The 15,941-nt window shown below is 64.5% G+C and carries 10 protein-coding genes; 3 read left to right on the top strand and 7 right to left on the bottom strand.

Features of this window, described 5'->3' with window-relative positions:
* Positions 1–3 precede the first annotated feature (3 nt).
* Positions 4–1,020: a bile acid:sodium symporter family protein gene (locus H7F16_RS13640; protein ID WP_338402009.1), complete on the bottom strand. Its 1,017-nt coding sequence runs from the start codon at positions 1,018–1,020 to the stop codon at positions 4–6.
* A 563-nt stretch (positions 1,021–1,583) separates the two neighbouring features.
* On the opposite strand from H7F16_RS13640, the gene H7F16_RS13635 reads away from it, so the two are divergent.
* Entirely contained in the window at positions 1,584–6,908 is a 5,325-nt protein-coding gene (locus H7F16_RS13635; RefSeq protein WP_185798181.1) for a DUF7507 domain-containing protein, read from the top strand.
* 67 nt (positions 6,909–6,975) lie between these two features.
* Here H7F16_RS13635 and H7F16_RS13630 read toward each other — a convergent pair whose 3' ends face one another.
* From H7F16_RS13630 to iolG, 5 genes are all read right to left on the bottom strand, one after another.
* Positions 6,976–7,938, bottom strand: a complete 963-nt coding sequence (locus H7F16_RS13630; protein ID WP_185798180.1) for an aldo/keto reductase — start codon at positions 7,936–7,938, stop codon at positions 6,976–6,978.
* Between the two features lie 95 nt (positions 7,939–8,033).
* Positions 8,034–9,077, bottom strand: coding sequence for an ABC transporter permease (locus H7F16_RS13625; RefSeq protein WP_185798179.1), 1,044 nt, complete (start codon positions 9,075–9,077; stop codon positions 8,034–8,036).
* The gene (locus H7F16_RS13620; protein ID WP_185798178.1) at positions 9,074–10,582 is read right to left on the bottom strand and encodes a sugar ABC transporter ATP-binding protein; all 1,509 of its coding nucleotides are present in this window, start codon (positions 10,580–10,582) and stop codon (positions 9,074–9,076) included. The genes H7F16_RS13625 and H7F16_RS13620 overlap by 4 nt, the downstream gene beginning before the upstream one ends.
* A 6-nt stretch (positions 10,583–10,588) precedes the next feature.
* Entirely contained in the window at positions 10,589–11,638 is a 1,050-nt protein-coding gene (locus tag H7F16_RS13615) for a sugar ABC transporter substrate-binding protein (RefSeq protein ID WP_185798177.1), read from the bottom strand.
* Between the two features lie 200 nt (positions 11,639–11,838).
* Positions 11,839–12,849 (bottom strand): inositol 2-dehydrogenase, encoded by a 1,011-nt coding sequence (iolG, locus tag H7F16_RS13610; protein WP_185798176.1) that lies wholly within the window; start codon positions 12,847–12,849, stop codon positions 11,839–11,841.
* Between the two features lie 149 nt (positions 12,850–12,998).
* Here iolG and H7F16_RS13605 point away from each other — a divergent pair, with 149 nt between their 5' ends.
* On the top strand, positions 12,999–13,817 hold the full coding sequence (locus H7F16_RS13605) for an SDR family oxidoreductase (protein WP_185798175.1): 819 nt from the start codon (positions 12,999–13,001) through the stop codon (positions 13,815–13,817).
* A 3-nt stretch (positions 13,818–13,820) separates the two neighbouring features.
* Here the strand turns inward: H7F16_RS13605 and H7F16_RS13600 are convergent, their stop codons facing one another.
* The gene (locus H7F16_RS13600) at positions 13,821–14,984 is read right to left on the bottom strand and encodes a substrate-binding domain-containing protein (RefSeq protein WP_185798174.1); all 1,164 of its coding nucleotides are present in this window, start codon (positions 14,982–14,984) and stop codon (positions 13,821–13,823) included.
* A 365-nt stretch (positions 14,985–15,349) separates the two neighbouring features.
* Between H7F16_RS13600 and H7F16_RS13595 the strand changes: the two genes are divergently transcribed.
* Positions 15,350–15,910, top strand: a complete 561-nt coding sequence (locus H7F16_RS13595) for a helix-turn-helix transcriptional regulator (protein WP_241741455.1) — start codon at positions 15,350–15,352, stop codon at positions 15,908–15,910.
* Positions 15,911–15,941: the final 31 nt, after the last annotated feature.

The raw sequence follows: 15,941 nt of genomic DNA, 5'->3' as shown, positions 1-15,941 counted from the left end.
GCCTCAGCCGGCCGCCCGCTGCGAGATCAGCGCGCATAGCACCAGCTGCATCAGGTGATAGACCATCAGCGGAAGCACGATCAGCGGCAGGTCCGGCCCCGCGAACAGAATCCCCGCCATCGGCAATCCGGTGGCAAGGCTTTTCGTCGAGCCGCAGAACAGCACGGCATAAAGGTCCGCCCGCCCCAGCCCCATCGCCCGCCCCGCCGCCAGCGCCACGGCGACGACCACCACGAACATGGCAAAACACAGCCCCACCGTCAGCACCAGCGCACCTGCCGACAGCTTGCTCCAGATGCCGTTGACCACGCCCGCCGAAAAGGCCGCGTAGACGATCAGCAGGATCGACCCCCGATCCACGATCATCGTCGGCAATTTCTGCCGGTTCAGGAAATCGGCCAGCAGCGGCCGGCACAGTTGGCCCAAGGCAAAGGGCAGCAATATCTGCTTGCAGATCGTCCAGATCGCCCCGGCATCCACCGCATGCTCGCCCCCCTGCGGCACCAGCAGCGCCAGCATCACCGGCGTCAGCACCACCGCGATCAGGTTCGAGATCGACGCGGCGCAGACCGCCCCCGCCACATTCCCCCCCGCGACCGACGTAAAGGCGATCGAGCTTTGAACCGTCGAAGGCAGGCAGCCGATGTAAAGGAAGCCGATCCCCATCGCCGCCGGAAGCCACAGCCCCGCCAGCGGGTTCAGCGCCAGCCCGAGCAGCGGAAACAGCGCAAAGGTGCATAGCAGGATGACCGTCTGCAACTTCCAGTTCGTCAGCCCCGACAGGATCGTCGCCGTCGACAGCTTCGCCCCGTAGATGAAAAACAAAAGTGAAACCGCCCAGAACGTCACCTGCTTCAACCCCGCCGCAACCTCGCCCCGCGCGGGTGCAAGGCTGGCCGCAAGAACGGTCAGGAACAGCAGCATCATGTAGCGGTCGATGCCGACACGCCGCAACGCCGCCTCGGCCCTGCGCAGCCCGCTCAGCACAACCGCCCCCGCGCAACGCAGGCCATCCGGCACGCACGGCCCCGCACGACCACCCGCAGGTTCATATCCGTCATCTTCAACGCGTTCTTCCCCCAAAGCAGGCAGCGCAACGGTCACCGCTCCGGCCACAGCCGGAACCCGTCCGGATGTCTACGCCTCTTCCGGCGGCTTCGGCAATCACGGCCGCCGAAATTCCCGCCCGCCCCGCCGTTCGGCAAGGGGCCACGCCAATCGCGCAGACCACCCGTCACCGGTACCCGCCTGCGGCGTGCAGGATCGCCGCACAAGACGGCCAGAAAGCCGCGCGGCCCTCCCGACGGGTCCAACATCGGCCGGACCACCGTCACCGGAACATGGCTGCCGTTTGCAGGCACGGCCCGGCACCGTCAGACGCCCCCGTTTCCACGGCACAGACGGGCATCTGCCGCAATCCGGCGACCGCGACCCGATCCACGCAGGCGGCAGCATAAAGTCTGCAAGACATGCCTCTGGCCGGGCAAACATGGCATTTGCCGACAGGACTCGGCCAAAGCCGGGAAGTACGGCACGGTTCTTGCTGTCAGGGGTCGACAGTCCTCATCGCGGTTTTCCACCAAATGCCCAAATCTTTCCTCCACCGTCACCTCGCCGTGGCCTCCTCCGGCTTGAAAAGCCTGGCCTTCGTCTTGGCGATGGGCTCGGCGCAAGCCGCAACAGCGACCGAGGTGGCCGTCGCCTTCCGCGATGTGGGCTATGGCACCTTCGACGGATCGCAGCTGCAAAACATCGGCTCGCCCGCCAGCCTTTTGTCCGTTCCGGGCATTTCCAACGTCGAATTCGTCCAGGACACCGCGAGCGGCCGCTTCGAGGCCATCCAGACGGGCTGCGACAGCCAGGGCAACGATGTGGCCGTCACCCTAAGGCTGACCGTCGACCCGGCCAAGGTGGCCGGTTCCACCAATGGAACGATCAGCTTCCTTGTCTGCGTGAACTGGCTAGACCAGCCGGGCGGCAAGATCGAGGGCTTCGGCTTCATGCTGCCCGAAGGCGAAAGCGTCTCCATCGCCAACACGTTCAACCCCGCCAAAAGCCTTTACTTCGATCGTGTCGGCCCGACCGACGGCACCAACTTCTTCGCCGACCTGACCAAGAGCGGCGGAAACAGGACCTATGTCTTCGACGGCACCGCAGCCTCGAGCTTCATCGGAAGCGCAAACTTCCGTCCGGCCTCGCTGGTTCAGGAATTGAACACCTATTACGACGCCGTCACCGCAACGGTCCCCGAACTGACCGTCACCAAGACCGCCACAGATTCCGACGCCTCGGTGCCGAACGCCAAATCCGGCGACAGCATCGGCTGGATCGTGACCGCCAAGAACACGGGGACATCGAACCTCGTCTACTCGGCCTTTGCCGACAGTTTCGCCACGACCCGAACCTACCTCGGGCTCGACACCAATTCCGACGGCACGGTCGACAACGCCGCGGCCCTGACCAACGCCTCGGTCCTGCAACCCGGCCAGACATGGCGCTGGACCGTCAGCCACACCCTCACGCAAACCGAGGTGAATGCCGGCAAGGTCGAGAACGTCGCCAGCGTCGCGGCGGCCGAGTCCGGAACCAGCACGGCAGTCACCGCCTACAGTGCCGCGAATGGCGTGGCCTCGACCGCCTCCAGCGCACCCGCCGCATCGGGCGGGGCCATCGTGCTGCTGCCCGCATCCCCCGCCATCGACGGCGTAAAGACCGCCGCGATCACGAACGATGTGGTCCCGAGCGGCCTGTCCGCAGGCGATACGGTCACCTACACGGTCGCCGCGACCAACACCGGCAATGTCACCTTGACCGGCGTCACGGTGCAAAGCGACACGCTCAAGAAGGCCGATCTGACATCCGCGACCAACAGCCTCGGCAGCTTCACGCTCGCCTCGGGGTCGACGACACTGGCTCCGGGCGCGACGGCAAGCTTTCACGCCACCTATCTCGTCGCCCAGGCCGATATCGACGCGGGCGGCCTGACCAACACCGCGACCGTGGCAGGAACGCCGCCGACGGGCGCGGCCGTGACCGATGTCACCGACGACGGTGACGATACCGACGGCAACACGACCAATGACCAGACTCTGCTGGCTGTGACCGCCTCCCCCGCCATGACGGTGAAGAAGGTCGCCGACGCAACCGCTCTCTCCGCAGCGCCGAAGGTTGGCGAGGTGATCTCTTACACGATCACCGTGGCGAACAGCGGAAACGCCACCCTTTCCGGCGTCACCCTTGTCGATGCGCTGACAACGGACGAGACCTATGTCTCGGGCGATGCGAACACCAATTCCAAGCTCGACTTGGGCGAGACATGGAGCTATTCGGCAAGCCATGCCCTGACCCAGGCCGACATCGACGCGGGCAAGGTCGAGAACCTCGCCGTCGCCAGCGCCAACCCGCCCTCGGGCAGCGGCGACCGGATCAGCGTCGAATCCTCCTCGGCCAGCACAGGCAACGCCACCGCAGGCACCGGCAACGGCGCGCCGACCACGACCACGCTGGCGGCCTCCCCCGCCATGACGGTGAAGAAGGTCGCCGACGCAACCGCTCTCTCCGCAGCGCCGAAGGTCGGCGAGGTGATCTCGTATACGATCACCGTGGCGAACAGTGGAAACGCCACCCTTTCCGGCGTCACCCTTGTCGACGCGCTGACAACGGACGAGACCTATGTCTCGGGCGATGCCAATACCAATGCCAAGCTCGACTTGGGCGAAACATGGACCTATTCGGCCAGCCACGCCCTGACGCAGGCCGACATCGACGCGGGCAAGGTCGAGAACCTCGCCGTCGCCAGCGCCAACCCGCCCTCGGGCAGCGGCGACAGGATCAGCGTCGAATCCTCATCGGCCAGCACCGGCAACGCCACCGCAGGCACCGGCAACGGCGCACCGACCACAACCACGCTGGCGGCCTCCCCCGCCATGACGGTGAAGAAGGTCGCCGACGCAACCGCTCTCTCCGCAGCGCCGAAGGTCGGCGAGGTGATCTCGTATACGATCAACGTGGCCAACAGCGGAAACGCCACCCTTTCCGGCGTCACCCTTGTCGACGCGCTGACAACGGACGAGGCCTATGTCTCGGGCGATGCGAACACCAATGCCAAGCTCGATCTGGGCGAGACATGGACCTATTCGGCCAGCCATGCCCTGACGCAGGGCGACATCGACGCGGGCAAGGTCGAGAACCTTGCCGTCGCCAGCGCCAACCCGCCCTCGGGCAGCGGCGACCGGATCAGCGTCGAATCCTCATCGGCCAGCACAGGCAACGCCACCGCAGGCACCGGCAACGGCGCGCCGACCACGACCACGCTGGCGGCGAAAGCCGTCATCTCGGTCAAGAAGACGGTCGACGACTCGGCGCTGGATGACGGGGTGCGTGTCGGGGATACCCTGCTTTACACGATCGAGGTCGAGAACACCGGCAACGTAACGCTTACGAACGTGACGCTTGACGACGCTTTCAGGGACGCGAAGGGCAACAGCCTGACCTTGACGTCGGGGCCGACCCCGCGCGGCATCCTGACCGACGATACACTGGATGTCGGCGAGGTCTGGACGTTTGACGCCAGCTTCCGGCTCGACGCCGGGGCGATAGCGGCAGGCGGGGTCGAAAACCTTGCCACCGTGACGGGAACCCCGCCCAGCGGACCGGCAGTGTCGGCCGAAAGCAAGGTCACCGGCAACAACACCGACAGCGGCGAAGCGACGGGAACCCAATTCCCCGGCGAGATCGGCGGGACCGTGCGGGAATATCTTGCACCGCAGGCGGGTGTGACGGTCTATCTGCTGACCGAGACCGCGCCGGGGGTCTATGACTACGTCCTCGACAATGGCGTGCCGAGATCGGTCGTCACGGCGGCGGATGGCAGCTATGCCTTCACCGGCCTGCCGCCCGGCACTTACGGGGTGGAATTCGCGTCGGATCCTTCGGCCCCGCTGACGGCCGTCAGTCAGGGCGGCGCGGCTTCGGGCAACCGCATCACGGACCTGTCCGTCGATGCGGGCGCGATGCAGGTCCGTCAGGACGCCTTTTCCATCGACCCGAGTGGGGTCGTCTACGACTCCGAAACCTTCGCGCCGCTGGCCGGGGCAAAGGTCACACTGGAATACAACGGCATCCCCGTTCCGGACGACTGGCTGAACACAACGCTCGGCCAAACCAACGGCAGCGTGACCGATTCCAGCGGCATCTACGTCTATATTCTGGACCCTTCAATCGCACCGAGCGGCACCTACCGGCTGCGCGTCGAGCGGCCGGGATACAAGCCTTCGGCGGTCTACAAGCCTGCGGCGGGGGCGATGTCCCCCTCATTGGGCGGAGGAATCCAGCCGGTGGTGGCCGATGCCGTGCCAACCTCGGGCACGTCGAAACTCTATTACATGTCCTTCGATTTCGTCTTCGTGCCCTCCAATATCGCGAACACGTCGAACGGCGTGGTCCACAACCACATTCCCCTCGACGCCGACCTGCTGCCGATGGTCAAGGCCGATGTCGAGGCGATCTTGCGCGATGATCTTGCGATGACGCTTCAGCAGCAGGGCAAGACCATGCAGGGCTATGCCGAAGCTGCGCTCAAACGGCTCCAGTCGCAGGACAAGGCGCTGTGCCAGACGCAGATCGAGACGATCCTTGCCGAACAGCCGATCACCTTCGACGGCGCCGCGCTGTCGCCGGGGTCGGAACAGGCGCTCGACCGTATCGCAGCCGGATTGCGCCGCTGTCCGGACAGCCGCTTCGAAATCGGCGTCTACGCCGATGCGCAAGAAGCGGCAGATGCGGCGCAGGGTCTGACAGATGCCCGCGCCGCCGCAATCGTGGCGGGATTGCGTGACCGGCATGTTGACGGCTGGCAGATCGCGGCGCGCGGCTATGGTGCGGCGGGTGCCGGTCGCGCGGGAAAGGGCGGCGTCGTCCTGACCCTGATCGAGGACGCGCCGGGGGCCAATGGCTGCGTCGATACCTCGACGGCCAGCCATTCCTTCGACAGCGACAGCGGGGCCAATGGCAACCGTCTCGACGCGGGCTTCAACCGTGAAGACCGCGAATGCGCCACGGGCAGCTGGCGCATCCTGTCGGGCAGCGCGCGCCACATGTCATCCGACGGCGGCCTCAGCCAGACCATGGTCAACCTCTCGGTCCGCAAGGAAAGGCTTGTCGGCACCGATCGCCTGCAAGGGCATTTCATCGGGGCCTATGCGACGCGCAGCGACATCTCGGCGGGCGCATCGGGCACGATCCTCGGCTTCGGGCTCAACGCCGGGCTCTACGGGGCGCAGCGCCTCGGCGAGGATCTGTACTTCGACTATTACCTCGGTCTTGCGGCCGGTCGCCACGGGTTCGACTTCGCCTTCGACCGTGTCGGAGGCGTCATCGACGCCCACGGAGCCTATACCTACGGGGCCCTCTTTGCCGGTGCCGCGCTCTCGGGCGAGGCGCAGGCAATGGGGCTTGCCTTCACGCCCAGAGCCGGGATCGACCTTGCATGGTCGCCGGGCGGAAACGGCGACCTGACCCTGACGCGCGGCCTGCTGAAGGATGCAGGCAGCGTGACCGTCCCCGAAGTGATCGGGATGCGGCTTTTCGCCAGCGTCAGGGTCGAAGACCTGTTGCCCGGCTCGCCCATGCTGCTGTCGGTCACGCCCGGTCTGTTCTGCGACCACGGTTTCAACGACCTGACGACCGACTGCGGGCTATCCGCGCGCATCGAACTGTCGCAGGACGATGCCGCCAGACAGCGCAACTTCGATCTGGCGCTCGACCTCGAAGGCACGGCCACTTCACTCAGCACGGGCCTTGAGCTTCGTTACAGCCACGCCCTCGGCGCTGGCCAGCTTGAGGAAAGCGTCACCCTGGGCTCGGCGGGGAGTCTGGTGATGAACGCGCAATACGGGTTGAAGTTCTGACCCATCGCCGCAAGGAAACGCACGCACCGGCCCCTTTCGGGGCCGGATGCCGCAGCCTTTTGGGCGCTCAACCCGGTCGATAGACGCGCTCGGCTTCGGGGTCGACGGTCGAATAGTCCAAGCTGTCCAGATCGCGCCATGCCGCATCCGGAACGGCTGCCCTTGCCCAGTCCAGCGTCTGGCTGACCCTCTCGGCCCGCGACACCCCGACGATGGTGCAGGCAATGCGCGGATCGCGCTGCGAGAATTGCAGCGCCGCAGCGCCGGGGGCAATGTCGTGCCGGTCGCAAAGGGCCTCGACCGCGCGCACAGGGGCCAAGGCGGCCTCGGTGCTGTCCTGATAGGTGATCTTCTTCACGGTGGCGCTGCCCTTGGCCAGCACACCACCCGCATAGGGGGCCGCGTTCAGCACCGTCATACCCTTCGCCTGCGCCAGATCGAACAGCGCATCGGCGGAACGGTTGAGCAGCGTGTAACGATTATGGCTCAGGATCACGTCGAAGGGCCAGTCCCTGACAAGCGGCAGCATCATGTCAAGCCGCCCCATCGCAAGCCCGACGACCGTTGCCAGCCCCTCCTCGCGCAGCCGGAACAACTGGTCCAGCGCGCCGCCTGTCCGCGTGATCTCGGTCAGGTCGCGGGCATGTTCGGGATCGTGCAAATGCAGCATCGGAATGCGCTCCAGCCCAAGCGCCGTCAGGCTTTCGTCGAACGACCGTCTTGCCCGATCGCCGTCGAAGCGGCCCGTTTCCATGTCGCGGTCAAGTTTTGTTGACAGGACAAACCCCTTCGGCAACCCGCCCCGCGCACGGATCGCCGCGCCGATCCGTTCCTCGCTCCGGCCAAATCCGTAATTCCGCGATGTGTCGAGCAGGTTTGAAGGCCCGTCGAAGATTGCGTCTATTGCCGCCCGCGCCGTCGCCTCGTCGACGCCGTAGCCATAGGTGTCGGGCATGTCGCCCAAGGGCGCCGCGCCAAAGCCGATATCCGTGATGACAAGGCCGGTCTTGCCGATGGCATGGGTCTTCATCGCCGCTCTCCCGCGTTTCGTCCCAGCCTACACCGCCAAAGCAACCTGCCGCCATCCGTCACAGATGGCGGCAGTTTCCCTTTTCCCCGCCCCTCTCAGGTGCGGGTGCGCACACCGCTCGACCGGCGGCTTGCCACGGTGGTCAATACCGCCGCCACGATGATCACGGCACCCGTTGATGCCTGAACGTAGAAGGATGGCACCTGCGCCAGCGTCAGAAGGTTGTTGATCACGCCGATCAGCAGCACACCGCTGACAAGGCCGACCATCGTGCCGCGCCCGCCGCCAAGGCTCACGCCGCCGATCACCGCCGCCGCAAAGGCCGAGAAGATGATGCCCTGCCCCTGCGTCGTGACGGCCGAGTCGAGCCGCCCCGTCATCAGCACCCCTGCCAGACCGGCAAGCAGACCGGCATAGACAAAGGCCGACCAGATCACGCGGTCGACGTTGATACCCGCCGCCCGCGCCGCATCTTCGTTTCCGCCGATGGCATAAAGCGCGCGCCCGTAGCGGTGGTATTTGAACACCAGACCGATGGCGACCGCGACAAAGGCAAAGACAAGCACCGACACCGGAAGCCCCAACAACTTGGCCGACCCGAGGTAGGTCAGCGCAGGCCCCGGCGAATAGATCGACCGCCCGTTCGACACGATCAGCACGCCACCGCGCAGCAGGACAAGCAGGCCAAGCGTCGAGATGAACGGGTTCAACCCGACCCGCACGACCATGAAACCGTTGAAATACCCGATCAACCCCGCCGTGCCCAAGGCGACGACCAGTCCCATCCATGACGGCAATTCGATCCCGAAGCCGCCCGCCGTTGCCGGAACAAGACAGACCGCCGCCAGCATCGGCGCAAAACCGACGATGCCTTCAAGCGACAGGTCAAGCCGTCCGATCAGCACGACAAAGGTAAGTCCGATGGTCGTCAGGCCAAGCACGCTGACCTGTTCGAGGATGTTGATCAGGTTGATGCCCGTGGCAAAGTTCGGCGCGACCACGGCGCCCACAAGCACCAGAAGCGCCAGCACCGGATACATGGTATAGCCGCCCGCGACAAAGGCGCTGCCAAAGGCCGAAAGCCGCGACCGGCCCGCCGGCGTTCCGGCCTTTGCCTGTCCTGTCATTGCACTGCTCATGCCACGCCCTCCATGCGCAAAATCAAGTCTTTCATCGTGTAGTCTCCGCGCAATTCGCCCGTGATCCTGCCTTCGAAGACTATCACGACCCTGTTTGCCAGTTGGGAAATCTCGTCCTCCTCGTCCGAGACGACGATGACTCCCAGACCCTTGCTCGCCAGATCGCGCAACAGGGCGTAAAGCTGTTCCTTGGCCCCCACATCGACACCCCGCGTCGGGCTGAGTGCGACGATCACCTGCGGGTTCTGGCAAAGGGCGCGCGCAAAGACGACCTTTTGCTGGTTGCCGCCCGAAAGCTGGCTGACCGCCTGCTCCAGCGACGAGGCGATCACATTCGTCTGCCGCGCCAGATTGCCGACATGCGCGGCCTCCTTGTCGAGGTCGATAAAGCCGAAGCGGCCCGACAAAACATCAAGCCCGCCGATGGCGACGTTTTCCCGCACGCCCAGGATCCCGACATAGCCGCTGGCATGGCGGTCCGTCGGCACAAGCCCGATGGTGGGAAGCGTGCCGCCCGCACCGCTGACCTTGCCCTTATAGGGGGTCAACTGGCCGGCAAGCATCATCGCCAAGGCTTCCTTGCCGCCACCGACAGGGCCGGCCAGCGCCACGATCTCGCCGGGCCGGATCTCGAAATCGACCCCTTCCGCCGAAACGGGGTAAAGCCCGATCCCCCTTGCCTGCAACAGAACAGGCGCATCTGCCTGCGTATGGTCCACGCGGACCGAGCGGGCGGTCTTTTCGCCCATCATCAGGTCGGCGATCAGCTCGACGTTGAGGTTGCCGACATCCTCGCGTTCCTTCACCACCTGCCCGTCGCGCAGGATCGTCACGGTATCGGCAACCTCGAACACCTCGTCGAGGTGATGCGAGATGTAGATGAACGAAATTCCAAGCGCCTTGAGCGCCTTGACCTGTTCGAAAAGCATGCGCTTCTCGGCATTGCTCAGGGCGGCGGTGGGTTCGTCAAGGATGATGACGGGAACGCCACGGCTCAGCGCCTTCATGATTTCCAGAAGCTGACGCGTGCCCGCGCTCAGTTCGCCGGCAAGCGCCTCGGCGCGGATGTCGATGTTCCATTTATCAAGCAACGCCTGCGCCTCGGACATCATGCGCCTGTGGCTGACGATGCCGAATTTCCTGCGGACAAGCGGGTTTTCCAGAAACAGGTTCTCGGCCACGGTCAACAGGTTGAAAAGCTGGGGAGTCTGCTGGACATGCGCGATGTCGTCTCGGATTCTGGCGGCATAGGGCTGACCGTTGGCCGCCACTTCGGTCCTTGAAATGCGGATGGTTCCGGTGTCTGACGCGACAAGCCCGCTCATGGTCGACACAAGCGTGCTCTTTCCGGCCCCGTTGCGCCCCAGAAGGGCGTGAACCTCGCCGTGCATCACGGTGAAATCCACGCCCCGCAAGGCTTTCGTGGAACCAAAGGTCTTGGAGATGTTGCGCATCTCGACGATGGGTTGCGTTCTGTCCATGATCTCTGGATCCACGATGTTCATGCAGGCTTACTTGCCGACCTGATTTGCCCAGAGATCGGGCGAGTCGACGTTCTCGGCGGTCACGAGCGTCGCGTTCAGCTGGTATTGCGGGCCGACCGGGGTATCGATGACCTGCCCGTCGTCACGCTTGCCAAGCTCGATGGTGCCGCCGCCCTTGACCAGTTCGATCAACTCGGCCGTCTTGGTGGCATAGGCGCTGAGCGGCTGCGAAACGGTCGCATCCAGCGCCTTGTCGCGGATCAGTTGCAGACCCTGCGGCGTGCCGTCGATGGCGATGCGGATGACGTTGCCTTCCTCGCCCACGGCAGCGCCCTTGCCTGCGGCGTTCAGCTGCGCGTTGACGGCGGTCGCCATCAGTTCCGACGCCATGAAGATCCCGGCAAGGTTCGGGTTCTGCGTCAGCACGTTTTGCGCGGCATCGGCAGCCATGTCGGCGGTCCATTCGGTCGGGCGCTGGATGATCTGCACCTTGGGGGCCAGTTCAGCCAGCGTCTTGGCAAAGCCTTCCGACCGGTCAAGTCCGTTCGGCGTGGTCAGCGCGCCCTGAAGTTCCAGCACGATGCAGCTGTCGTCTTTCCAGCACGGGGCCGCTTCCAGACGCTTGGCCATTTCCTTGGCACCCTGCGCGCCGGCATCGACGTTGTCGGCGCGGACGGTTGCCGTAACCTTGCCACCCGCCGGGCTGTCGTCGATCGAAAAGACCAGAACGCCGGATTCATTGGCCTTTTCCACGACCGGAACAATGCCTGCGGCATCGAGCGGGGCAAAGACGATGACATTCGCGCCATTGGCCATCAGGTTGGTCAGCGCATCGACCTGTGCCGCAATATCGCCGTTCGGATCAGGCGCGCCGACAAGGGTGAAGCCCTTCGCGTCGAACGCCTTCTTCGACAGGTCCAGCATCAGGGTCTGGAAGTCGTCTTTCAGGAATTTCGGCGTGAAGCCGATCTTCACATCGGCATTGTCGGCAAAGGTCATGCCTGCGGACAGGGCGAAAGCCACCGTCCCTGCGGCAAGCGCCTTGACCGACTGGCGGCGGGTCATGTTGAATTTCATTCTGTCATCCTCCACTGGGTTTTTGCGATCCCCTCGGGCTTTCACCGGATCGGAGGACCACTTTGCCCCTTTGCGTGCGTCACAAAGGGATGGGCTGGCGGTGCTGACGGCAAATCTCCTCACCTGCCGTCAGGCACGGCTTTTCAGGGCGCGCCCCCCGTCAGGCGGGCGCGGCGTCGGGTCGCCCTCGGGCGGTCCCGTCAGGCTTTGACTTCGGACACCTTGACCATCCGGCCTTGTTGCATGGACAGATAGGCGGCCTCGGCAAGGATCAGCGCGCGGCGGCCGTCCTCGAAGCTGGCAAGCGGGGTCGCGCCTTTTTCGACGCAATCCACAAAGCCGTCGATCTCGGCCATGAAGGCCTCGTTGTAGCGTTCGAGAAAGAAGAACTGGTAGGGTGCTGCCGTCTCGGTCGTCGTCGCGGTGTAGCGGCGCATTTCGTGGGGCTTGCGGTTGTCGGAAATCAGCATCCCCTTGCTGCCCATCAATTCCACCCGCTGGTCGTAGCCGTAAACGGCCGTGCGCGAGTTGTTGATGTGGCATTGCTTGCCCGAAGCGGTGCGCAGGATGAACATGGCGCTGTCCACCTCGTTCAGCGCGGCACCCAGGGCGGGGTCGATCAAGGCGCCGCCGATGGCAAAGACCTCGACCGGTTCCTCGCCCAGCATGAAGCGGGCAAGGTCGAAATCGTGGATCGTCATGTCACGGAACAGACCGCCCGCCGCTTCCAGATAGGCGCGGGGCGGAATGCCCGGATCGCGCGAGGTGATGATGACCTGATGCAACTCGCCGATCTCGCCCGCCAGCATCGCATTGCGCGCGGCGCTGTGGCCGGGGTCGTAGCGGCGGTTGAAACCAAGCTGGATCGGCAGCGCGCTGCCCTTGATTTTGGCGGCACAGGCCTCGACCCGCGCAAGGTTCAGGTCGATGGGCTTTTCGCACAGCACGGCCTTGCCCGCCGCGATGGCAAGTTCGATGTAATCGGCATGGGTCGGGGTCGCCGTCGCGATCAGAACCGCATCGACATCGGATGAGGCAAAGACATCCGCCGCCGAGGCAAAGGCCCGAACGCCCTGTTCCCCCGCAACGCGGTCAGCCGAGGGCTGGTGCAGGTCATAGACCCCCGCAAGCGTCGCCCGCGGATGCCGTGCCACATTCGCCGCGTGCATCTGGCCGATGCGTCCGCATCCCAGAACAGCAATTCGCAACATATCCCCTCCCCAAGTGCAGTAATTCTTTCAGTTGCGCAAAAACTGTTGCATCAGCGCATATCTGTCAATAGAAATTTTGCAACAACCGCATCTCGCAATAATCAGTGCGAAGCGGTCGCGGCGCAATCCGAACGGTGGAGGAAGACAGGATGAGCAGGGTCGACGGAAAGATCGGGGTGGTGACGGGCGGCACGCAGGGGCTTGGCGCGGCGGTTGCCTGGCAGCTGGCGCGTTCAGGTGCGGCGGGATTGGTAACCTGCGGGCGCAACGCCGCAAAAGGCAAAGCGGTGGCCGATGCCATCCGCGACGAAACCGGCTGCGATGTGCGCTTCGTGCAGGCCGATCTGGGCGTTGCAACAGATGTCCGCACGGTCGTCGCGGCCGCCGACAAGGCCTTCGGTCGCGTCGACATGCTGGTGAACGCGGCAGGAATCACCGACCGCGGCGATATCCTCACAACGGACGAGGCGCTTTTCGACCGCATGTTCGCGATCAACACCCGCGCGCCCTTCTTCCTGATGCAGGACGCGATTCGCGTCATGGTGCGGCAGGGCACGCCGGGCGCCATCGTGAACATCGGCTCGGCTGCGGCACTGTCGGGCCAGCCCTTCATTGCCGCCTATTGCGGCAGCAAGGGGGCCTTGGCCACCCTGACACGCAACACGGCCTTTGCTGCGATGAAGAACCAGATCCGCGTGAACCAGCTGAACATCGGCTGGATGGCATCCGACGGCGAAGACCGGATCCAGCGCGACTATCACCACGCCGATGCGAATTGGCTTGAAAAGGTCGCCGCAGAACAACCCTTCGGCCGCCTTCTCGCCCCCGAAGAGGTCGCCAAGGCCGTCGGTTTCCTGCTCTCCTCCGAATCCGGCATGATGACCGGCGCGGTCATCCATTTCGACCAGTCGGTCTGGGGCGCCTACCCCTTTGCGCCGCCCGTGCCGGTCGAAAAGCTCGCGGTCTGACCCTTAGGCGATGGCGCAGTTGTGCCGGGTGTAAAGCAGGCTGGGCGTGATGCGGCTGGCCGGCTGAACCCCGTTCCGGGCCATGCGGATGGCCTCGACCGCGAGCGCGATCTCGCGGTCGAAATCATGGCCGATGGTGACATCCATGATCCCTTTTTCCAACAACATCCGCGAGTTGGCGTTCAGCTCATGCCCGACGAAAACCGTGGTTCCGGCCAGGCCCTCATCCTCGAGCGCGCGCCCGATGCCAAGGTTCGCCCCCGAGACGTTGTATATCGCAACCGGCGGGCCGTTCTGGGCGATATGCCGGCGTATCGCCTCGTAGGTGACTTCGACGCTTTCATCCGAACCCACGCGTTCCTCGATGGTCAGCATCGGAAATTCCGACCGCAAAACCTGCCGGAACCCCTGTTCGCGGTCAAGCTGGCAGCGGAACGGAACGCTGCACACGAAAAGGACGCGCCCCACCTGCTGGCGGGGGGCAAGGCGCCCGCAGAACCAACCTGCGGTCGACCCCGAGGCGTATTGGTCAGGCCCGACATAGGCGGTGCGCCCCGATGCCGGAAGATCGCTTGTCAGGCAGACAACGGGAATGCCCCGCGCGGTCACCTCTTGCACCGCGCGATTGATCGCGGGGTGTTCGCGCGCGACAAGCAGGATGCCATCGGCATCGGCTGACACCACGCTGATCCGGTGGGCCAATTCCTCGGCACCGATGCTGTGCGATACGTGCGATTCGGCGTGAAACTCGACCTCGGGCTTGTTTAACCAGTGGCGCTCGGCGGCCTCGCTTGCGGCCTGGTTGAAGGATTTCCCCGACTCGGCCAGCAAGCGCAGCCGCAGCCTTTCCCCCAGTTCGCGCTGGACGGCGATGGCGGGTTGCACCGTGCCGGTCAGTTCCTTCGTCGTCGCAATGTCATTTTGCAGAACGGTCTTCAATTCGCGAAAGCCCGACAGGCCAAGCCCCTGCGCCAGACGGACAAGGCTCGAGGGGTGGACATCGCAACGCTTCGCGACATCCCCGGCGGACAGCACGGCAACAATCGACGGATTCGCCATCAGGAAATCCGCGATCCGGCGCGAGCCCTTGCTGAAGTCGGGGTTCATCGACGCAAGGCGGGCCTGCACCTCCTTGACTGTCGCGGGCTTCTTGTAGGGAATGTCCATGGCCACCTGTCCTGTCACGCACGAGCCTAGCAGAATATTGCGTTTGCGCAAGTTTTATTGCAAATCGGCGCGCCTTCCACCCTGCGAACCCTGCGCGCGCCGCAGGCCAAGCACGGCCATGACCACCCTTTGCCCGTTACAACCCTGCTTCAGCGCCCTCTCCCGCCCTTCTGCCGTGTAAATCCCCCCTCGCCCGCAGCGAGGCGCCCCCCTCAATTCCGCGGCATCCCCGTCGCGGACGGACCCCGCCTAGCTTCGCGGCAATTGCGCCGAATCTGCCATTTTTTGCACAATTTGGCCCATCCTTTCGACAGATTGTCAGATTGCTGTAAAAGTCGGTACGGTGCACGCATCGCGGAGTGAAGATGCAAGCTGCCAGCGAACGCAAGATCCCCGAGGAACGTTGGGCATCCGACCAGCCCGCCATCGGCGCGTCAAAAGCCGACTCGGCGGCCTTCCCCTTGGGCATGGCGTTCCTCGCGGTGTTTCAGGCCGCCTGCACCGGGATTTTTCTGGCCGATGTATCCATGGATATCGCATCCGGGCTGACCTCCCTCCACCATATCCTGCCCGAGGCCCTCGCCACGCTCGGCCTTGCCATCGGTGTGTTGTTCGAAGTGCGGTGGGTGTCACAGCAACTCAGGATCCAGCGCGAGATGAAGCGCCGTCTCGATGTCGTCGGAGGCGTGCTGAACGACACGATCATCGCCTATTTCAGGCAATGGTCCCTGACCTCGGCCGAACAGGACGTCGCGATGTTTACGGTCAAAGGCTGCTCCATCGGCGAAATCGCATCGCTGCGCCACACGGCCGAAGGAACGGTCAAGACGCACCTCAACTCCATCTATCGAAAAGCCGGCGTTCAGGGGCGCAGTCAACTCATGAGCGTGCTGATCGAGGATCTCATGGCAACGGTGCTGCGGTGACGGCCCCCCTCCGCAAGGCCCCTTCCCGCAT

Origin of the sequence: Paragemmobacter straminiformis (assembly GCF_014243445.1) — a bacterium.
Taxonomy (GTDB): domain Bacteria; phylum Pseudomonadota; class Alphaproteobacteria; order Rhodobacterales; family Rhodobacteraceae; genus Paragemmobacter; species Paragemmobacter straminiformis.
This window is presented reverse-complemented; position numbering and strand designations above follow the sequence as displayed.